A 19,989-nucleotide genomic window follows, 5' to 3' on the forward strand; every position below is an offset into this window, starting at 1 on the left:
GGGACTGTTCTACCGTGGGCGCTCTCCCGAGCGAGGTCCCCCGGCAATGTATGGAAGGAGAGCGCAGTGCGTCGTTTCGTTCCCCTCCCCACCGAGATCGATCCGTGGCGTGCCCTGCTGGCGCGCGAGGACATCCGACTCGTGGATGGCGTTCTTCACCTCGTGACCGATGACGTCTCACCCGCGGAGGCCCTGGCCGACGACCTGCGGGACGTCGCCGAGGCCCTCGAGGCCGCGGGGATCGATGTGCTGCTCGTGCGCGACAGTAACCGCCGGCCGAAGCTCGTCGCCGACGCGGAAGCGGCCGAGACGGCCCTGCAGGCGCTGCAGTCGGCGCGCGCGGGCGAACCGTTCTACCTCAAGGCGCGCGGAGACGGCCCGGTCCCGATGCACGGCGCGGTGGTGGAGGCGGGAATCGTGGCCTCGTACGCGGTTTATCGTCCCCGCACGAGTTCGAACGGCGCCTACCGCTACGGCTCCTCGCTCGCTCCGCACCTGGAATTCTGGCGATTCGGGGAGACGCTCGTGGAAGCGCCCCGACCCACCTTGCTGACGCGCCGTGTCACGCCGCGCGAAGACTTCTCGGTCGTTCAGACCGAGCGTTACGGGCGCTCGTGGCGGACGGTGGCGGGCATGTTCGATCCGCAGCCCGACGAGGTGCTGGCCGACGTCGACATGGTCTTCTCCTGGGTGGACGGTTCCTCCACCGAGTTCCAGCGCCAGCGCGCGGCGCAGATGGACGGCTATGTCGTGGGAGACGGAGATGACTCCCCCGCCCGATTCCGCCAGATCGATGAGCTGCGCTATGCCCTGCGCAGCGTGCACATGTACGCGCCGTGGGTGCGCCGTATCTTCATCGCCACCGACTCGCCGCGACCGGCGTGGCTGAACGAGCACCCGAGCGTGACCCTCGTACGCAGCGAGGAGTTCTTCGCCGACCCGGCGGTGCTCCCGACCCACAATTCGCACGCCGTCGAGGCGCAGCTGCACCGGATCGACGGGCTCGCCGAGCACTTCCTCTACAGCAACGACGACATGTTCTTCGGCCGGCCGGTCGCGCCCGAGCTGTTCTTCAGCGGCGGCGGGGTGAGCCGTTTCGTCGAGAGCGGCGTGCGGATCGGAACCGGGGTGCCGCACGCGGGACGCTCGGGTCACGACAATGGCCTCCGCACCAACCGAGCGCTCCTGCAGGAGCGCTTCGGCCGCGTGATCACCCACGACCTGGAGCACTGCGCGGTGCCCATGCGGCGCTCGGTCGCGGCCGAACTGGAGCGGGAGTTCGCCGATGACTATGCGCGTACGGCCGCCAACCGGTTCCGTGCCGCCACCGACATCTCGGTGACCAACAGCCTTTACCACTACTACGCGCTGCTCACCGGCCGCGCGGTGGTCACCCGTGAGCCGCGCGTGCAGTACGTGCAGACCACGCAGCTGGATTCCCTCCGCATCATGGAGCGCCTCGTCACCCGCCGCGACACCGATATGTTCTGCCTCAACGATGGCAGCGTGCCGGAGATCCCCGAGGAGATGCGCATCCGAGCGCTGCGCTCCTGCCTCGAGCGCGCCTTCCCGGTGCGTGCTCCCTGGGAGCGCGCGGACGTCAGCGCAGGATCGGCAACGGGGCGGTCGGCGGCGCGGTCCGGTCGGTGACCTCCCGGGCGGCCGGCACCTCCACGCCGGCTTCCCGCAGTCGCACCGCCGACATCTCGGCGTCGACGTACTGCAGTGGTACCGCCGCATCCAGGGGCACCACCGAATGCACGATGGTCTCGTCGTAGACGTGGATGAGGTTGAACCCCTGTGCGCCGTCACGTGGACGGGTTCCCCCGACGGGGACGGTGAGATCCTGCGTGTAGCAGGTGGCGGAGGCGACCGAGACGGGGATGCCCGCGAAGGTGGCGAACGTCGAGTAGTGCAGGTGCCCGCCGATGATGGCCCGCACATCCGTGCCGCGTAGGACCTGCGCCAGCCGCGGCTGATCGCGGAGCTCGACGGAGGCGGCAAGGTCGAGCACGCTCGGCACGGGCGGGTGATGCAGCGCGAGGATCGTCCCGAGCGGTGCGGGAGTGGCCAGGACATTCGCGAGCCACCGCAGCTGCGCGTCGGTGAGCTCCCCGTGATGGAAGCCGGGGACGCTCGTGTCGAGCGTGATGATGCGGAGGCCGTCGAGCTCGTCCATCCGGTCGACGGGCGCGGATGCTGCGGCGCCGGGCTCGGCGGGAAGGAGATGCGCGCGGAAGGCGGTCCGGTCGTCGTGGTTTCCCATGACCCAGATGGCCTTCGCATCCAGCCGTTCGGCGAGGGGCTCGACGAGGGCGCGCGCACGCGCGTAGGCCCCCGGCTCGCCGTGGTCCGCGACGTCGCCGGTGAAGATCAACGCATCGGGCCGGACACCGGAGGCTTCGATCGCGTCGAGCGCGCGGGCGAGATTCGCCTCGGCATCGACCGAGCCGTACAGGTGCGGCGACCCGAAGGCGCGGAGGTGCGTGTCACTGAGGTGGAGCAGAATGCGTTCGGCTTTCGGGTACTCGGCGTACCGCATGACTCCCCTTCGCGCCGTCGGGTCCGGCGATCTGGCTTCCAGTGTGCCCTTCGCATAGAAATGTTACCGGCATGTTTCGTGAACGGGGCGTGTCCGGGTTATGAAACGCCGGAATCGGGCGTCGGCAGAGCGCGCGCGATGCGGAGGAAATCGTCGATGCCGAGCTCCTCCCCGCGGGCGGTGGGCGCGACCCCCGCGCTCTCCAGAACCGCGGATGCCGCAGCGGATGTTCCGCCGAGGACCCCGGCCAGGGCCTGCCGCAGCATTTTGCGACGCTGCTGGAACGCCGCATCCACGACCGCGAAGGTGCGTCGGCGCTCCGTTTCGCTGCCGCGAGGCGTGGCGTAGCGAGCGAAGGCGACCAGCACCGAGTCGACGTTGGGAACGGGCCAGAACACCTGGCGGGAGACCGTTCCGGCCAGACGCCACCGCCCGTACCACGCGGCTTTCGCACTCGGAGCGCCGTACACCTTGGACCCGGGCGGGGCGGCCAGACGCTCCCCCACCTCGGCCTGCACCATCACGACGCCGCGCTTCAGAGCCGGGAATGTCTCGAGGAAGTGCAGCAGCACCGGCACCGAGACGTTGTACGGCAGGTTCGCCACGAGGACCCCGGGATCTCCCGGCAGCGCGGTGACCCGCAGCGCGTCGGCGTCGAGGACGGTGAGCGCCCCCTCGGGGACGCCGCGCTCCCGCGCCGTGGCGGGAAGCCGCTCGGCGAGGCGATGGTCGATCTCGACGGCCACGACGCTCGCGCCGGTCTCCAGCACCGCGAGGGTGAGCGACCCGAGCCCGGGACCGATCTCCACCACACGGTCATCGGCCGTGACGCCGGCGACCTGCACGATCTTGCGCACGGTGTTGGCGTCCACCACGAAGTTCTGCCCCAGCTTCTTGGTGGGTACGACATCCAGCTCCGCGGCCAGGCGGCGGATCTCGGTCGCACCGAGGAGGGAAACAGGCATCGATTCACTGTAGCCGTGCCCGTCGCAGGTGCCCGGCAGTCCCTTGACAGCATGTGGGGCTCGCGGCAGGGTGGGCGGACACGGGCGGCACGGCCGGCCCTGCGGCACGAAGGAGGAATCCGATGAGTTCATCCCCGCAGTCCGGCGCCGACGTCTCCGTCCCGATCACCCGCGTCATCCTCGTCGCCGCCACCGCGGCGCTGGGCGGCTTCCTGTTCGGCTTCGACACCGCCGTGATCAACGGCGCCGTCAGCGCGATCGGCGAGCAGTTCAACGCCGGACCGTTCCTGCTCGGGTTCTCCGTCGCGTCAGCGCTCCTCGGGTGCGCGGTGGGCGCGTGGTACGCCGGGCGCCTCGCGGATCGGTTCGGGCGCGTCCGCATCATGGTGGTCGCCGCCATCCTCTTCGTCATCAGCGCGGTGGGCTGCGGCTTCGCCTTCGGGATCTGGGATCTGTCGTTCTGGCGCATCGTGGGCGGCCTCGGGGTAGGGATCGCCTCGGTGATCGCCCCGGCCTACATCGCCGAGGTCTCCCCTCCGGCGCATCGCGGGCGCCTCGGATCCCTCCAGCAGATGGCCATCGTCTCCGGCATCTTCGTCGCGCTCCTCGGCGACGCGGCGATCGTGGCTGCGGCGGGCAGCGCCGCAGCCCCGTGGCTGCTGGGCCTGGAGGCATGGCGGTGGATGTTCCTGTCGGCACTCGTTCCGGCCGTCATCTACGGCGTGCTCGCCCTCACGATCCCCGAGTCGCCCCGGTATCTCATCGCTCGCGGCGAGGTGAGCAAGGCCAAGGAGGTGCTCACGCGCTTCGTGGGCGGCAACGTCGAGAAGACCACGACCGACATCATCGAGACGGTGCAGGGCAAGCCCGACCGGCCCCGCTTCGCCATCCTGCACGGCCCGGCGTTCGGACTCCTGCCCATCGTGTGGGTGGGGATCGGCCTGTCGGTGCTGCAGCAGTTCACCGGCATCAACGTGATCTTCTACTACTCCTCGACGCTCTGGCAGGCGGTGGGATTCACCGAGCAGGATTCGCTCACGATCACCGTGATCACGTCCGTGACCAATATCGTCACCACGATCATCGCGATCCTGCTCATCGACAAGGTGGGCCGCCGGCCCCTCCTCCTCATCGGGGCGATCGGGCAGTTCCTCTCCCTCGCGGCGCTCACCATCGTCTTCGCCACCGCGCCCATCGTCGACGGCCAGCCGGTTCTCGAAGGCACGGCCGGAACCATCGCGCTCATCGCCGCCAACCTCTACGTGGTCTTCTTCGGCGCGTCCTGGGGACCGGTGGTGTGGGTGCTCCTGGGCGAGATGTTCAGCAACCGCATCCGCGCCGTCGCCCTGTCGGTGGCAGCGGCCGCACAGTGGGTGGCCAACTTCATCATCTCCACGACCTTCCCGGCGCTGGCCGCGGTGGGCCTGGGGCTGGCGTACGGGGTGTACAGCTTCTTCGCGTTCGTGGCGATCTTCTTCGTGATCAGGTTCGTCCGTGAGACGAAAGGGCGCACGCTGGAATCGATGACCGACGGCGGCCGCGATCAGAACGCGCCGTAGACCTCGACGGTGTTCGCCGCGATCTGCGCGCACAGCTCGTCCAGGTCGGCGCCGAGTTCGGCGGCCAGGAACCGCACGGTGACGGGCACGAGGAACGGCGCATTGGGGCGACCGCGGAACGGCGCGGGCGTGAGGAACGGAGCATCCGTCTCCACGAGGATGCGCTCGCGCGGCGTCACCGCGAGCGCATCGCGGAGGTTCTGCGCGTTCTTGAACGTCACGTTGCCCGCGAAGGAGAGGTAGTAGCCGCGGTCGGCGGCGATGCGGGCCATCGCCTCGTCGCCGGAGAAGCAGTGGAACACCGTCCGCTCGGGCGCGCCGACCCGGTCGAGCGTTTCCAGGACCGCGTCGTGGGCGTCGCGGTCATGGATCTGCATCGCGATGCCGTACTTCTTCGCGAGGTCGATGTGCGCCTCGAACGACCGGAACTGCGCCGGTCGGCCGTCTTCCCCGGTGCGGAAGAAGTCGAGGCCGGTCTCGCCGATCGCCCGCACCCGCGGCTGCGCGGCGAGTTCGTCGATCACCGCGATCGCCGCATCCAGCTCTCCCGCCGCCTCGTATGCCGGTGCCTCGTTCGGGTGGACGGCGACGGCCGCCAGCACGCCCGACGTGGATGCGGCGGCCTCCGCCGACCAGCGGGAGGAGTCGATGTCCCCTCCAGCCTGGACGATGCCGAGCACGCCCGCGGCGGCCGCCCGTTCGACGTGCTCCGCGAGGGTCAGCCCCGCCTCGCCGTCCTCGATCTCGAGGTGCGCGTGGTTGTCGTACACCGGCACGGCGAGCGGCTCGGGCAGCTCGGGGTAGGTGACATCCCGGCTCCCCTTCTCGCGGCGTCGCACGTACGTGCTCGGGTCGCCCGTCATGCGGGCTGTTCGACGCGGGGGAAGAGCGGGGCGAGGCCGTTGACCGACGTCCCGGGGCGGAGGAGCCCCCACGTGCCGGCCTCGCGCAACGGCTGGTGCGGGAGGCGGCCGAGCGTCTCGGCCGCACCGAGCGCCACCCACAGCTTCTCCGTCGCGATCGGCATCACCGGCGACAGCAGCACGGCCAGCGCGCGGAGTCCCTCGGCGGCGGTGTACAGCACCGTGCCGAGCCGCTCGCGCTGAGCGTCGTCCTTCGCCAGAGCCCACGGCTCGTTCTCGGTGATGTAGCCGTTGAGGTCGTCGACGATCGTCCACACCGCGGAGATGGCCTCATCGATGCGGAACCGCTCGATCGCCGCGTCGGCGCGTGCCGCAGCATCCGCCACGGTGCGCTGGATGCGCAGGTCGCCTTCGGCGTACTCCCCCGCCGGCGGCACGATGCCCTGGTAGTAGCGCTCGATCATCGCGACCGTGCGGGATGCGAGGTTGCCGAACCCGTTCGCCAGCTCGGACTGGTATCGGGCGGACAGGTCTTCCCACGAGAACGATCCGTCCTGGCCGAACGCGATCGCGGACAGGAAATAGAACCGGTACGCGTCGGAGCCGAAGACATCCGTGATCTCGGTCGGGGCGATACCGGTGAGCTTCGACTTCGACATCTTCTCGCCACCGACGAGGAGCCACCCGTGCGCGAAAACGCCGCGCGGCACCTCGACACCCGCGGCCATCAGCATCGCCGGCCAGATGACGGCGTGGAAACGGAGGATGTCCTTCCCCACCACGTGGTACGCGGGCCACCGCTCGGCGAACTGCTCCGGGTCGGACCCGTACCCGACGGCCGTGGCGTAATTGAGCAGCGCGTCCACCCACACGTAGATGACGTGCGACTCATCCCAGGGCACCTGGATGCCCCAGTCGAAGGTCGAGCGCGAGATGGAGAGGTCTTTCAACCCGTTCTTCACGAAGGAGACGACCTCGTTGCGCGCCGACTCCGGCCGAACGAAGTCGGGCACGTCGCGGTAGAGCTCGAGCAGGCGGTCCTGGAACTCGCTCAGCTTGAAGAAGTAGTTCTTCTCCTGGAGCAGCTCCAGAGGCTTGGAGTGGATCGCGCACACCTTGAGGCCCTCGAAGGCCCCGGTGCCGTCGACGATCTCCGCCTCCGTCTTGAACTCCTCGCATCCGACGCAGTACAGCGCTTCGAACTCGCCGGCGTAGATGTAGCCGCGGTCGTAGATCGCCTGCACGAACTGGCGTACCCGCTCCTCATGGCGCGGCTGGGTGGTGCGGATGAAGTCGTCGTTGGCGACGTCGAGCGTCTCCAGCAGCGGGAACCACGCCTCGCTGACGAGCTTGTCCACCCACTCCTGCGGCGTGGCACCGTTGGCGGCGGCCGCCCGCATCATCTTCTGGCCGTGCTCGTCGGTGCCGGTGAGCATCCAGGTGTCGTCGCCGGACTGGCGGTGCCAGCGCGCGAGCGCGTCCACGGCCACGGTCGTATATCCGTGGCCGATGTGGGGCACGTCGCTCGGGTAGTAGATCGGCGTCGTGATGTAGAAGGATCGGCCGGTGCTCACCCGAGAATTCTACGGGCGCGGGCCGGTCCGGCCGCGCGTATGACGGCCGACCGGACCCGATCCCTGAGAACCGCGAGACTGCATGACCGCCACGAGACTGCGGCCGAGGTACGCAGTCTGGTGGCGCAGGTGGAGTCTCGCTGAGCGGCGGGGCTCAGCCGCGGGCGTCCAGTGCGGCCTGGTACAGCTCGCGCGATGAGTGCCCGGTGACGGCGGCGACCTCGGATGCCGCATCCTTCAGTCGCGCGCCGGTGCCCCGGAGTTCGAGCACCTGCGCCACGGCGTCGGGAAAGGGCGTCTCCCGCGGTGCCGCACCGCCCACGACGATGACGATCTCGCCGCGGACTCCTCCGGCTGCCCACTCGACCAGCTCGCCGAGCGTGCCCCGCACGACCTCCTCGTGCAGCTTCGTCAGCTCGCGGCACACCGCGGCGGGGCGGCCGGACCCGAACGTGGAGGCGAGGTCTGCGAGCGTGGCGGCCAGCCGCGTCGGCGCCTCGAAGAACACCAACGTGCGGGGCTCGGAGGACAGCGCTGCGAACGCGGTGCGCCGCTCCCCCGGCTTCCGCGGCGGGAAACCCTCGAACGCGAACCGGTCGGTCGGCAGGCCCGAGACGGCGAGCGCGGTCAGCACGGCGCTCGGCCCCGGCAGCACCGTCACGACCACGCCGGCTCGGGCGGCGGCGGAGACCAGGCCGTACCCCGGGTCGCTGACCGTCGGCATCCCGGCGTCGCTGAGCACCAGCACGTCGCGGTCGCGGGCCAGGGCGATCACCTCTCCGGCTCGCTCCTTCTCGTTGTGGTCGTGCAGCGCGATCAGGCGGGGGCGGTTCTCCACGCCCAGCCCGGCCAGCAGCCGCTGCGTCGTCCGGGTGTCTTCGGCCGCGATGATCTCGACCGACGACAGCGCCTCGACCAGGCGCCGCGAGGCGTCGCCGAGGTTGCCGATCGGCGTCGCACCCAGGATGATCACGCGCCCAGCTTAGGCTGGGCCCGTGATGTCGACCGCCGAGCATGCGCCTCCCGCATCGGCGTCGACGTGGTTCGACCGGTGGCGCGCACGTGTGGTCGCCGATCCACAGCGGCAACGACTGTACTCATGGCTCGCACCCCTGCTCGTGACGCTCCTGGCGGGGGTACTCCGGTTCGCAGGCCTCGGGCACCCCCACAGCATCGTGTTCGACGAGACGTACTACGTCAAAGACGCCTGGAGCCAGTGGAACCTGGGCTACCCATCGACCTGGCCCGAGGGCGCCGACGCTCGTTTCCTCGCGGGCGAGACCGACATCTTCACCGCGGTCGGCAGCTACGTCGTGCATCCCCCGCTCGGCCGCATCCTGATCGGCGCCGGGATGGCGTTGTTCGGCGCCGACTCGTCGTTCGGGTGGCGCTTCGCGGTGGCGCTGCTCGGCACCGCGAGCGTTCTCGTGCTGTACTTCCTCGCGCACGCGCTGACCCGCTCACGCGCGTTCGCGACCGTCGCCGCGTCCCTCCTCGCCATCGACGGACTCGCGATCGTGATGAGCCGCATCGCGCTGCTCGACGGCATCCTCACCTTCTTCGTCCTGCTGGCGTTCTGGTTCGTGGTCCTCGACCGGCGCGGCTCGCTGTCACGGCTCGCCGCGCTCGTGGCGGCGCGTGAGGACGATCGGCCGTCGTCCGTGCAGTGGGGGCCGGTCTTATGGGCTCGGCCGTGGCTCCTAGCTGCGGGGGCCGCCGCCGGTGCCGCGACGGCGGTGAAGTGGTCGGGCGTCTACGTCCTGGCCGTGATCGGCCTGTACGTGGTGATCACCGACGCGCTGGCCCGACGACGGGCCGGGATCGGGATGTGGCCCGCCGACGCCGCCCTCCGGCAGGGTCCGGTGTCGTTCCTGCTCCTCGTGCCGATCGCCGCGGTGGTGTACATCGCCTCCTGGTCGGGGTGGCTCCTCACCGACGGCGGCTACTCGCGCCACGCCGTCGACGCGACCCCCGCGACGGGGTTGTGGGCGTGGGTGCCGCTGGCCCTGCAGAACCTGTGGGCCTACCACCAGTCGATCTACGGTTTCCACGTCGGGCTCAGCTCCCCGCACGGGTATGCGAGCCCCGCCTGGCAGTGGCCGTTCCTCATCCGCCCCACGTCGATGCACTGGCGCCAGGATGCTGCCGGCGAGAACGGATGCGGGCTCCCCTCGGGATGCACCGAGGCGATCTCCAGCCTCCCCAACCCCCTGGTGTGGTGGGCGGGAGCGGCTGCGGTCATCTATCTCGCCGTCCGGTTCGTTCTGACCCGTGAGTGGCGCCTCGCGCTCGTTCTGACGGGCATCGCGGCGACCTACGTGCCGTGGCTGCTGTACCCCGAGCGGACGATCTTCCAGTTCTACACAGTGGTCACGCTCCCGTTCCTGATCCTCGCGCTCACCTTCGCGCTGCGCGACATCGCCGCTCCGCCGGGGGCGCCCCCCGCCCGACGAGTGAGCGGACAGCGGATCGTCGCGGTGTTCCTCGTCATCGTGACGCTCGTCGCAGCGTTCTGGTATCCGGTGTGGACGGGGCTGCCCGTGGCGTACGACTTCTGGCGGCTCCACAACTGGCTGCCCACCTGGGTCTAGTCGCGGCGAGGTCAGGCCCGCCGAGCGGCGTGAATCAGGCCAGCTGCGCGGGGTGGCTCAGGCCAGCTGTGCGGGGTCGGTCAGGCCAGCTGTGCGGGGTCGGTCACCGGGAGGCGGCACGTGAAGGCGCGACAGTCGTAGGCGGTCGGGCGTCCCTCGATCGGCGCCTTCCCTTCGAACAGCGACAGGCCGGCCGAGGCCAGCTCGGCGGCCTGCGACGCGTCGACGATCGCCACGACATCGGCGTGCATGCGGCGTGCCCGGGCAGCGAGAGGGCTGTCGGCGTTCCCGATCACGACCACCTGGTGCGGGGCACTGGCCAGCCCGACCGCCACCTGGAGCAGGGCGCCGTGCGCGATCGGCGCGGCGAGCGCGGCGGGGCTCGCCGCCTGGACAAGAGTGGCGGCCGCAGAGCGGTAGCGCTCTCCGGCGCCCAGTTGCCACAGCAGCAGCGCGGCGGCGGCCATCGCCGCGGGGCCGGAGGGAGCCGCACCGTCGCTGGCGACACCCGCGGCCCGTACCCCCTGGGTGGCGAGCACCGGGTCACCGCCGCCGGGCGCCTCGATGGTCCCGTCCGCTGCCAGGCACGCATCCACGAGGTCGCGGGCGCGGGAGGCGTACACCGACTGTCCCGTGGAGAGCGCGAGCAGCAGCAGACCGCGGGCCAGCCCGCCGTAATCCTCCAGTGTCGCCGGGGCGGAGGACACGATCTCGTCGAGCGACGCCCGGCGGAGCATCCCGTCCGCGTCGAGGTTCGTCTCGAGTACGGCGTCCGTCGCCCAGCGCGCCGCCTCGATGAGACGGTCGTCGCCGAGCACCACGCCGGCGCGCGCGAGGGCGGCGATGGCGTGGCCGTTCCACCCGGTGACGATCTTGCCGTCGAGCGCCGGCGGGGCAAGCTCTGCCCTCCCGGCGGCGTCGCGGGCGTAGTAGCCGCCCTCGCTGCGTTCACCGTCGATGATCGATTCGGAGTCCTGGGCCGCCGCGATTCCACCGTTCGGCTGCTGCAGCACGTCGACGAGGTACCGTGCGGCGTCGGCGGCGACCTCGTCGTTCCCGGCGTCCAGCGCCGCCTCGATCAGCCCGGCGTTGTCGGTGAGCATCCGCTCGTAGTGCGGAACGGTCCAGTCCCGCCGGGTGGCGTAGCGGAAGAAGCCGCCCTCGACGGGGTCGTGCAACTCGGAGGCGGCCATGGCGGCGAGTGCGCGCGCGGCCACGGCCGCCGCATCCGGAACCGGCTCCACCAGCGCCTCCGACGCGAGGAAGCGCAGCACGGGCACGTTGGGGAACTTGGGCGTCTCCAGCGCACTGCCGGCCGCGAATCCGCCGTACTCGCGGTCTTCCCCCGCGACGACCGCGCGCGCCGCCTCCGCGAGCTGGTCGAGAGTGGGAAGCGCATCCGCGGCGGGCGGGACCGAGGCCGCCAGCGCTTCGCGGAGGGCCTCACCGGTGCGGAGGACCTCGTCGCGCCGTTCGGTCCACGCCTCCCGCACCGCGGCGAGCACGTCCCGGAAGGCGGGCATGGGCCCGCGTGCCTCGTTCGGCCAGTACGTGCCGGCGAAGAACACCGCGCCGCCCGGGGTGGTGAACACCGTGAGGGGCCAGCCGAGGTTCCGGGTGAAGGCGGAGGCCGCGTCGAGGTACGCGGCATCCACTTCGGGATGCTCCTCGCGGTCGACCTTGATCGCCACGAAGCCGTCGTTGATGATCGCCGCGGTCGCGTCGTCGGCGAACGACTCGCGCGCCATGACGTGGCACCAGTGGCACGTGGAGTAGCCGATCGACACGAGCACCGGCACGTCGCGCCGCTCCGCCTCGGCGAACGCCTCCGGCCCCCACGGGTACCACGCGACCGGGTTGGACGCGTGGAGACGCAGGTAGGGGCTGGTGGCGTTCGCCAGGCGGTTCACGTCAGTTCAGATCGTCCGGATGCGTGCTGACGCGGCCCGAGCCGTCACCGGGGTCGATCGCATCGATCGCGGTCATCTCGGCGTCGGTCAGCTCGAAGTCGAACAGGTCGATGTTCTCTTCCAGCCGCTCGCGGCGGACGGACTTGGGGAACACGATGAAGCCGTGCTGGATGTGCCAGCGCAGCACGGCCTGGGCCGGGCTCTTGCCGTGGGATGCCGCGGCCTCGGCAACGGCGCGGATGTTGAACAGGTCGTACTTGCCCTGACCGAGCGGACCCCACGACTCGATGTGCATGTCATGTGCCTCGCCCCACGCCACGATCTCGCGCTGAGCGTGAGCGGGGTGGAGTTCGATCTGGTTGACGACCGGAGTCACACCGGTGGCGTCGACGATGCGCTCGAGGTGGGGCACCTGGAAGTTCGACACTCCGATCGAGCGGGTGTGCCCGGCATCCCGGATCTCGATCATCTTCTCCCACGCGTGCAGGTAGTTGTCCTTCGCGGGGGTGGGCCAGTGGATGAGGTAGAGGTCCACCTGCTCGAGACCGAGCTTCTCCAGGCTCTCCGCGATGGCCTTGTGCGGCTCGTCGCCGTCGTGCCGGTCGTTCCAGAGCTTCGTCGTGATGAACAGCTCGTCGCGCGGGATGCCGCTGGCCGCGATCGCCGCGCCGACGCCCTTCTCGTTGCGGTAGATCGCGGCGGTGTCGATGTGGCGGTAGCCGACCTCGAGGGCTTCGCTCACCGCGCGCTCGGTGTCCTCGGGCGGAACGAGGAAGACGCCGTAGCCGAGCTGGGGGATGCTGTTGCCGTCGTTCAGGGCAACCGTGGGAATTGTCATGCCGCCAGCCTAGGAGCGGCCCCGGCCGTCGCGTCCGGGGGTTGACGGACGCGGCCCGGCGCGCGACGCCCCCCGCGCCTCCCGCCGCCTCCCGCCGTCCTCCCGCCGTCCTCCCGCCGTCCTCCCGCCGTCCTCCCGCCGTCGAGAAACGACGATCCGGACGAGAAACTCCGCGCCGCGCCCTGTGTCGTCCGGATCGTCGTTTCTCGCGCAGGGTGGGTGCCTCGGCGGCAAGATGGAGCGATGAGCGACGAGGAACTGTGGGACCTCACAACCCGGGACGGAACGCCGATGGGTCGCACCCACCGACGCGGCGATGCCCGATGGCCGGATGGTGCGTTCCACGTCGTCGTGGGCACGTGCGTGGTCCGCTCCGACGGTCGCGTGCTCATGACGCGCCGGGCCTCGGCCAAGGACTATCCGCTCACCTGGGAGTTCCCGGCGGGGAGCGTGCTCGCCGGTGAGCCGAGTACCGACGCGGCGGCGCGAGAGCTGCGGGAGGAGACGGGCGTTGCGGTGTCCGCAGCATCCCTGGTCCTGGTCGGCCGATTCCCGGAGCCGACCGCGCTCTTCGATCTCTACGCCGCACGGATCGCCGAGACCCCGACGCTGCGGCCCGATCCTCTCGAGGTGGCCGAAGCCGAGTGGGTGCCGCTGGAGTTGGCCGAGCACCGCTACCGGTCCGGCGCGATGGCGGCGCCGTGGACGCCGCGCCTGGATGCGATGTGGGAAGACCTGGTCGCCCTCATCTCCCGCCCGTCCTGACCCTCCCCCGGCCGCTCCCCGCACCGCTCTGCCCGGCGAGAAACGACGATCCGGACGAGAAACCCCGCGCCGCGTTGTGTCTCATCCGAATTGTCGTTTCTCGGGGAGGGGAGCGGGATGCCGGATACGATCGAAGGCTGTGTCCTCGCCCGAACCCGTGATCGCGTACCCGCCGGAGCTGCCCGTCAGCGCCGCCCGGGAGGAGATCGCGCGCGCCATCGCCGAGAACCAGGTCGTGATCGTCGCCGGAGCGACCGGGTCGGGCAAGACCACGCAGCTGCCCAAGATCTGCCTCGAGCTCGGCCGCACCCGTATCGCGCACACCCAGCCTCGCCGGATCGCCGCGCGCACCATCGCCGAGCGCATCGCCGAAGAGCTCCAGGTGCCGCTGGGCACCACCGTGGGCTACAAGGTCCGCTTCACCGACAACGTCTCCGACGACACCCGGGTCGCCCTCGTCACCGACGGCATCCTGCTCAACGAGATCCACCGCGACCGGCTGCTGCGCCGCTACGACACGATCATCATCGACGAGGCGCACGAACGGTCGCTCAACATCGACTTCCTCCTCGGTTACCTTCGCCGCATCCTCCCCGAGCGCCCCGACCTCAAGGTGATCGTGACGTCGGCGACCATCGACCCGCAGAGCTTCGCGAAGCATTTCGCGGATGCCGCGGATCAGCCCGCGCCGATCGTGGAGGTCTCGGGCCGCACCTACCCCGTCGACATCCGATACCGCCCGCTGGTGCCGGAGGGCGAAGCGGAGGACGATCCCGACGAGGTCGGCGGGATCGTCGCGGCGCTGCGCGAGCTCGACCGCGAGCCCGCCGGTGATGTGCTGGTGTTCCTCCCCGGCGAGGCGGAGATCCGCGATGCCGCCGAGGCGGTGCGCGGCGCGTACGCGAAGGATGCTGCGCCCACCGAGGTCCTCCCCCTTTACGGTCGTCTCTCCTCGGCCGAACAGCATCGCGTGTTCGAACCCTCCCGCGTCGCGGGCGTGCGGCGCCGGGTCATCCTCGCCACCAACGTGGCCGAGACGAGCCTGACCGTCCCCGGAATCCGGTACGTCGTCGACACGGGCACCGCCCGCATCTCGCGGTACAGCGCACGTTCGAAGATCCAGCGCCTGCCGATCGAGGCCGTGTCGCAGGCGTCGGCGCAGCAGCGCTCGGGGCGTGCCGGCCGCACGTCGCCGGGCGTCGCGATCCGCCTCTACTCCGAGGAGGACTTCACCCGGCGGCCGGAATACACCGAACCGGAGATCCTCCGCACGTCCCTGGCGTCCGTGCTGCTGCAGATGCTGTCGCTGGGCTTCGGTGACATGGCGGACTTCCCGTTCCTCACCAAGCCCGACTCGCGCGGCGTGAAGGCCGCAACGGATCTGCTGACCGAGCTGGGGGCGATCAGACCCCCCGCCCGCCCGACCGCCGGCCGCGGCGGCGAGACCCCGCGGCTCACCGGCATCGGGCGGGAGATCGCGCGGCTGCCCATCGACCCCCGCTTCGCCCGGATGCTGCTCGAGGCCCGCGACAACGGCACGCTGCGGGAGGTGCTCGCGATCGTCGCGGGACTGTCCATCCAGGATGTGCGCGAGCGCCCCGAAGAGCGGCGCGAAGAGGCCGACCGCCTGCACGCTCGATTCACCGACCCGACGAGCGACTTCCTGTCGCTGCTGAACCTGTGGGATCACCTGCAGGAGAAGCAGGCCGAGCTCGGCTCCAGCGCCTTCCGGCGCCTCTGCCGCGCCGAGTTCCTCAACTACGTCCGCGTCCGCGAATGGGTCGACGTGCACCGGCAGCTGCGCTCGCTCCTGAACATCCGGCGCGAAACCACCGAGCGGACGGCGGATCCGGATGCGGTGCACCGCGCCATCCTCGCGGGCCTGCTCTCGCAGATCGGCATCCTCGACCCCCGCACCGCGAACCCGCCCAAGGACCGCCGCGGCCCCCGGGACGCGAAGGGCGACGGGCGCGCGGCCAAGGGCGAGTACATCGGCGCCCGCGGCGCACGGTTCGCGATTTTCCCGGGCTCCGGGCTGCGCAAGCGCCGGCCCTCGGCGGTGATGGCCGCCGAACTGGTCGAGACGTCCCGCCTGTTCGCGCGCACGGTCGCCGCGATCGACCCGGCGTGGGCCGAAGCGCTCGCGGGCGACCTCGCGAAGCGGTCGCTGAGCGAACCGCACTGGTCGAAGTCGGCGGGCGCCGCATCCGCGTACGAGAAGGTCACGCTCTTCGGCGTGGAGATCGTCCCCCGCCGGCGCGTGCAGCTGGCCCGGTTCGACCGGCCGCTCGCGCGCGAGATGTTCCTCCGCCACGCGCTCGTCGAGGAGGAGTGGGATGCGTCGACGCTCGATAAGCGCCTCACCGCCTTCCTCCGACGCAACACCGAGCAGCGCCGCAGGCTGGAGAAGATCGAGGAGCGCGAGCGGCGCCGCGACATCCTCGTCGGCGACGAGGCGGTGTTCGCGTTCTACGACTCCCGCATCCCCGCCGACGTGTTCGACGTGCGCTCGTTCGAGCAGTGGTGGCGGGATGCCTCGGAGCAGACCCCGCGCCTCCTGGACCTGTCCGAAGCCGACCTCACCGGGGAGGCCGCGCGCCCGGATGACCGCGGATTCCCGTCTCGGTGGCAGCAGGGCGACCAGACCCTGTCCCTGTCCTACCGTTTCGAACCGGGCGCTCCCGACGACGGGCTCACCGTCCTCGTGCCGCTGGCCCTTCTCGCCCAGCTGCGACCCGACGGCTTCGACTGGCAGGTCCCAGGGCTCCGGGACGCCCTGGTCACCGCGCTCCTGCGCGCCCTTCCGAAGGCGATCCGCCGCAACGTCGTCCCCGCGGCGGACTGGGCCGAGCGCTTCGCCGCGGACCTGGCCGGACGCGGCCCGGAGAACACGGACGGGCTCCCCGCCACCACCCTCACCGCGGCGCTGGCCGCGCTGGTCCAGCGCGTCGCGAGCCAGCCCGTGACCGCAGCCGATTTCGATATGGAGCGGGTGCCCGGCCACCTCCTGCCCACCTTCCGCGCGGTGGATGCCCGCGGGCGCACGGTCGGCAGCGACCGCGACCTGTCCGCGCTCCAGCAGCGCCTCGCCGATCGTGCGCGCACGAGCGTGGCCGCCACGATCGATCGCCGCGCCGCGCAGGTCGCCGCCGCAGCGACGCCGGGGGGAATGGCCGCGCCCGGGGCGTTCACGGCGCGCTCGGGGGTCACGACATGGACGTTCGGTGATCTCCCCGAGGTCGTGGACACGCGGGTGGCCGGGGGTGTCGTGCGGGGTTACCCCGCCCTCATCGATGACGGCGGATCAGTGTCGCTGCGCCTGGAGACCACCCCCCAGGATGCGGCGCGCCACACCCGCGCGGGCGTGCGCCGCCTCCTGCTCCTGGCCGTCGCTTCCCCCGCGACCTATGTCCTCGAGCACCTCACGTCGACGGAGAAGCTCGCCCTCGCCGCATCCCCGTACCCCAGCGCCAAGGCTCTGATCGAGGACGCGCGTGTGGCCGTGGCCGATGCGGTGCTCGATCGTTCCGCGCCCGGCGGATCCGTCCGCACGCACGCCGAATTCGAACGCGTGCGCGATGCGCTGTCGGCCGTCGTCGTGGACGAGACCTTCGCGGCCGTCTCGCTGGCTGCACGGGTCCTCACCACCGGCCGCGAGGTGGACCGCGCCCTCCGAGGCCAGACGTCGATGGCCCTTCTCGGGGCGCTCGGTGACGTGCGCGCGCAGCTGAGTGGTCTCGTCTTCCCGGGGTTCGTCTCCGCGACCGGGCTCGCTCGTCTGGCGCACGTTCCGCGGTATCTCGCCGGCGCGCTGCAGCGGGTCCAGGCGCTGGCGGACAACCCGGGCCGCGACCGGCAGCGTCAGAACGAATACGAGCGGGCCGCCGCCCTCTACAGCGACGCGGGTGGCACCATCCCGCCGCCCGCTGACGCGCCCGCCCGGATCGTGCACGCACGGTGGCTGCTGGAAGAGCTGCGGGTGAGCCTCTTCGCGCAGCAGCTCGGCACGGCCGAACCGGTCTCGCTGCAGCGGATCGCGAAGGTTCTGCGCAGCTGAGCCCGGGGCCGCGCCCACCACTAGGCTCGGCGACGGAAAGGATCCTGCCATGCCACGCGCTGTCGTCCACACCGAGTTCGGCGGTCCTGAGGTGCTGCAGGTCCGCGAGGTGCCTTTCTCCGCTCCCGCTCGCGGTGAGCTGCGCGTTCGGATAGAGGCGGCCGGCGTGAATCCGGTGGATGCGAAGCTGCGCTCGGGCGCGCGGGCGAGCGACCCCATCCGCGAGCCCCGTCGCGTGGGCGCGGACGCCGGCGGGGTCGTGGTCGAGGTCGGGAACGACGTGGAGGGATTCCGCCCCGGCCTTCCCGTCGTGCTGACCGGCGTCATCGGAACCTACGCCGAGGAGATCGTCGTCCCCGCCGCCTCCGCGGTGCCCCGGCCGCCGGCGGTCAGTGCCGCGCAGGCCGCGGCGCTGGGGATTCCCGTCGGCACGGCGTATCAGTCGCTGCGGTCGCTCGCGATCGGCCCCGGTGACACGCTTCTCGTCCACGGCGGCTCGGGCTCGGTCGGGCGCGCGGCGGTCCAGTACGCGCTCCTGTGGGGAGCCCGCGTCATCGCGACCGCTTCGGATCGCCGCGCGGACGGGGTGCGCGCTCTCGGCGCGACCGTGGTGCGCTACGGCGACGGGCTCGTGGGACGGGTACGGGATGCTGCGCCGGAAGGTGTCACCGCCGCCCTGGACTGCGTCGGCACCGACGAGGCGCTGGACGTCTCGATCGACCTGGTCGCCGACCGCCGGCGGATCGTCACACTCGTCCGGGGCGCAGAGGCCGATGCCCTCGGCATCCGGGCGTTCCGAGGTGGGAGCCCGCGCCCCCTCTCGGCCCAGGAACTCGCGTGGCGGCACGAGGCGATCCCGGTGACGCTCGCGCTTCTCTCGGCCAGCGCGTTCTCCGTCGAGCTCGGTCCGCAGTTGCCGCTCACCGAGGCGGGAGAGGCCCAGCGCCTCGTCCAGTCCGGCACCGACGGCAAGGTCACCCTGCTCCCCTGACCAGGTCCCCGTCCCCGCGAAAATCCCGTCGGCCGACGAAACCCCGGCGCACTGCGGGGTTCTCGTCGGCCGACGGGATTGTGGAGGTCGGTCAGGCCGCGGAGGCGTTCAGCTGTTGCCGGAGCGGCGCTTGTTGTAGACGTCGAAGGCCACGGCCAGCAGCAGGACGAGGCCCTTGACGGCCTGCTGCCACTCGATGCCGATGCCCATGATCGACATGCCGTTGTTGAGCACGCCGATGATGAGGCCACCGATGATCGCCCCGCCGATGGTGCCGACACCGCCCTGGACCGCAGCGCCACCGATGAACGCGGCCGAGATGGCTTCGAGCTCGAATCCGTCACCGGCCTTCGGGCCGGCAAGGTTCAGGCGGGCGGTGAAGATCAGGCCGGCGAGGGCTGCCAGGAACCCCATGTTCACGAACAACCAGAAGTCCACGCGGCGGGTCTTGATCCCCGACAGCTCCGCGGCGTGGCGGTTGCCGCCGATGGCATAGATGTGGCGGCCGAACACCGTCCGCTTCATCACGAGGCCGTAGACCATCACGAGCACCGCCAGCACGATCAGGGTCACCGGGATGCCCTTGTACGACGCGAGCGAGTAGGTGAAGAAGGCGATCGCCGCGGCGATGAGCACGAGCTTCACGATGACCCAGACGATCGGCTCGACCTCCTGACCGTACTTGGACCGCCCCGCGCGGGTGCGCATCTGCTGCACGACGACGGCGACGATGGCCACGGCGCCGATCGCGAGCGTGAAGATGTCGGGATCGGTTTCGCCGAACAACCCCGACAAGAACCCGTTGCCCAACGCTCGGTACTCCGTCGGGAACGAGCCGATGTTGGCGTTACCGAGGACCACGAGCGCCAGCCCGCGGAAGATCAGCATGCCCGCCAGGGTCACGATGAACGCGGGAATCCCCACGAAAGCGATCCAGAAACCCTGCCACGCGCCCACCAGCGCTCCGATGAGGAGCGACAACAGGATGGCGAGCCACCAGGGCATGCCCATCTCCACCGCGAAGACGCCCGAGAGCGCCCCGACGAAGGCCGCCACCGATCCCACCGAGAGGTCGATGTGCCCGGCGATGATCACCATGACCATGCCGATGGCCAGCACGAGGATGTAGCCGTTCTGCACGACCAGGTTCGAGATGTTCTGGGGGCGGAGCAGGATGCCGTTGGTCAGGATCGTGAAGAGGGCGACCACGGCGATCAGGGCGATGAAGATGCCGTTCTTGCCCAGATCGGCCAGCACGTGGCTGAACCAGCGCGTGAATTTGTTGTCCGGCGGGTTGATGTTCGCGCCGACGGCCTCGGTGTTGTTCGTCATTG

At 70.8% G+C, this 19,989-nt stretch carries 14 protein-coding genes; 6 read left to right on the top strand and 8 right to left on the bottom strand.

The window, feature by feature from the left end:
- Positions 1-66: 66 nt before the first annotated feature.
- Entirely contained in the window at positions 67-1,650 is a 1,584-nt protein-coding gene (locus tag AC4FS2_RS09070) for a stealth conserved region 3 domain-containing protein (protein WP_491151952.1), read from the top strand.
- Here AC4FS2_RS09070 and AC4FS2_RS09075 read toward each other — a convergent pair.
- Both AC4FS2_RS09075 and rsmA read right to left on the bottom strand, forming a co-directional pair.
- Positions 1,601-2,542 carry a phosphodiesterase gene (locus AC4FS2_RS09075; RefSeq protein ID WP_491151950.1) on the bottom strand — a complete coding sequence of 314 codons (942 nt, stop codon included), beginning with the start codon at positions 2,540-2,542 and terminating at the stop codon, positions 1,601-1,603. The genes AC4FS2_RS09070 and AC4FS2_RS09075 overlap by 50 nt on opposite strands.
- A 98-nt stretch (positions 2,543-2,640) precedes the next feature.
- Positions 2,641-3,507 (bottom strand): 16S rRNA (adenine(1518)-N(6)/adenine(1519)-N(6))-dimethyltransferase RsmA, encoded by an 867-nt coding sequence (gene rsmA / locus AC4FS2_RS09080; RefSeq protein WP_491151948.1) that lies wholly within the window; start codon positions 3,505-3,507, stop codon positions 2,641-2,643.
- Positions 3,508-3,629: 122 nt separating this feature from the next.
- Between rsmA and AC4FS2_RS09085 the strand changes: the two genes are divergently transcribed.
- Positions 3,630-5,066 (top strand): sugar porter family MFS transporter, encoded by a 1,437-nt coding sequence (locus AC4FS2_RS09085; RefSeq protein ID WP_491151946.1) that lies wholly within the window; start codon positions 3,630-3,632, stop codon positions 5,064-5,066.
- On the opposite strand, the gene AC4FS2_RS09090 is transcribed toward AC4FS2_RS09085, so the two are convergent.
- The 3 genes from AC4FS2_RS09090 to rsmI form a co-directional block, all read right to left on the bottom strand.
- Positions 5,051-5,929, bottom strand: a complete 879-nt coding sequence (locus AC4FS2_RS09090) for a TatD family hydrolase (protein ID WP_491151944.1) — start codon at positions 5,927-5,929, stop codon at positions 5,051-5,053. The two genes, AC4FS2_RS09085 and AC4FS2_RS09090, sit on opposite strands and share 16 nt — an antisense overlap.
- Complete coding sequence (gene metG, locus AC4FS2_RS09095; protein WP_491151943.1) at positions 5,926-7,503, bottom strand: methionine--tRNA ligase; 1,578 nt, start codon at positions 7,501-7,503, stop codon at positions 5,926-5,928. Before metG ends, AC4FS2_RS09090 begins: the two co-directional genes overlap by 4 nt.
- A gap of 154 nt (positions 7,504-7,657) precedes the next feature.
- Positions 7,658-8,476, bottom strand: a complete 819-nt coding sequence (gene rsmI, locus AC4FS2_RS09100; protein ID WP_491151941.1) for a 16S rRNA (cytidine(1402)-2'-O)-methyltransferase — start codon at positions 8,474-8,476, stop codon at positions 7,658-7,660.
- Positions 8,477-8,501: 25 nt separating this feature from the next.
- Between rsmI and AC4FS2_RS09105 the strand changes: the two genes are divergently transcribed.
- Positions 8,502-10,094, top strand: a complete 1,593-nt coding sequence (locus tag AC4FS2_RS09105) for a dolichyl-phosphate-mannose--protein mannosyltransferase (RefSeq protein WP_491155615.1) — start codon at positions 8,502-8,504, stop codon at positions 10,092-10,094.
- Positions 10,095-10,174: 80 nt separating this feature from the next.
- Here the strand turns inward: AC4FS2_RS09105 and AC4FS2_RS09110 are convergent, their stop codons facing one another.
- Both AC4FS2_RS09110 and AC4FS2_RS09115 read right to left on the bottom strand, forming a co-directional pair.
- Entirely contained in the window at positions 10,175-12,004 is a 1,830-nt protein-coding gene (locus AC4FS2_RS09110; RefSeq protein WP_491151939.1) for a thioredoxin domain-containing protein, read from the bottom strand.
- Position 12,005: 1 nt separating this feature from the next.
- Positions 12,006-12,842, bottom strand: coding sequence for an aldo/keto reductase (locus AC4FS2_RS09115; protein WP_491151937.1), 837 nt, complete (start codon positions 12,840-12,842; stop codon positions 12,006-12,008).
- A 243-nt stretch (positions 12,843-13,085) separates the two neighbouring features.
- Here AC4FS2_RS09115 and AC4FS2_RS09120 point away from each other — a divergent pair, with 243 nt between their 5' ends.
- The 3 genes from AC4FS2_RS09120 to AC4FS2_RS09130 all read left to right on the top strand — a co-directional run bounded on the left by AC4FS2_RS09120 (position 13,086) and on the right by AC4FS2_RS09130 (position 18,655).
- Positions 13,086-13,607, top strand: coding sequence for an NUDIX hydrolase (locus AC4FS2_RS09120; RefSeq protein ID WP_491151936.1), 522 nt, complete (start codon positions 13,086-13,088; stop codon positions 13,605-13,607).
- A gap of 139 nt (positions 13,608-13,746) precedes the next feature.
- Positions 13,747-17,664 carry an ATP-dependent RNA helicase HrpA gene (gene hrpA, locus AC4FS2_RS09125; RefSeq protein WP_491177085.1) on the top strand — a complete coding sequence of 1,306 codons (3,918 nt, stop codon included), beginning with the start codon at positions 13,747-13,749 and terminating at the stop codon, positions 17,662-17,664.
- A gap of 49 nt (positions 17,665-17,713) precedes the next feature.
- Positions 17,714-18,655 (top strand): quinone oxidoreductase family protein, encoded by a 942-nt coding sequence (locus AC4FS2_RS09130; protein ID WP_491151934.1) that lies wholly within the window; start codon positions 17,714-17,716, stop codon positions 18,653-18,655.
- A gap of 108 nt (positions 18,656-18,763) precedes the next feature.
- Here the strand turns inward: AC4FS2_RS09130 and mmsB are convergent, their stop codons facing one another.
- Positions 18,764-19,987 carry a multiple monosaccharide ABC transporter permease gene (gene mmsB, locus AC4FS2_RS09135; RefSeq protein WP_491151933.1) on the bottom strand — a complete coding sequence of 408 codons (1,224 nt, stop codon included), beginning with the start codon at positions 19,985-19,987 and terminating at the stop codon, positions 18,764-18,766.
- Positions 19,988-19,989: the final 2 nt, after the last annotated feature.

The sequence above is a fragment of the Microbacterium sp. Z10_103 genome, assembly GCF_058310455.1.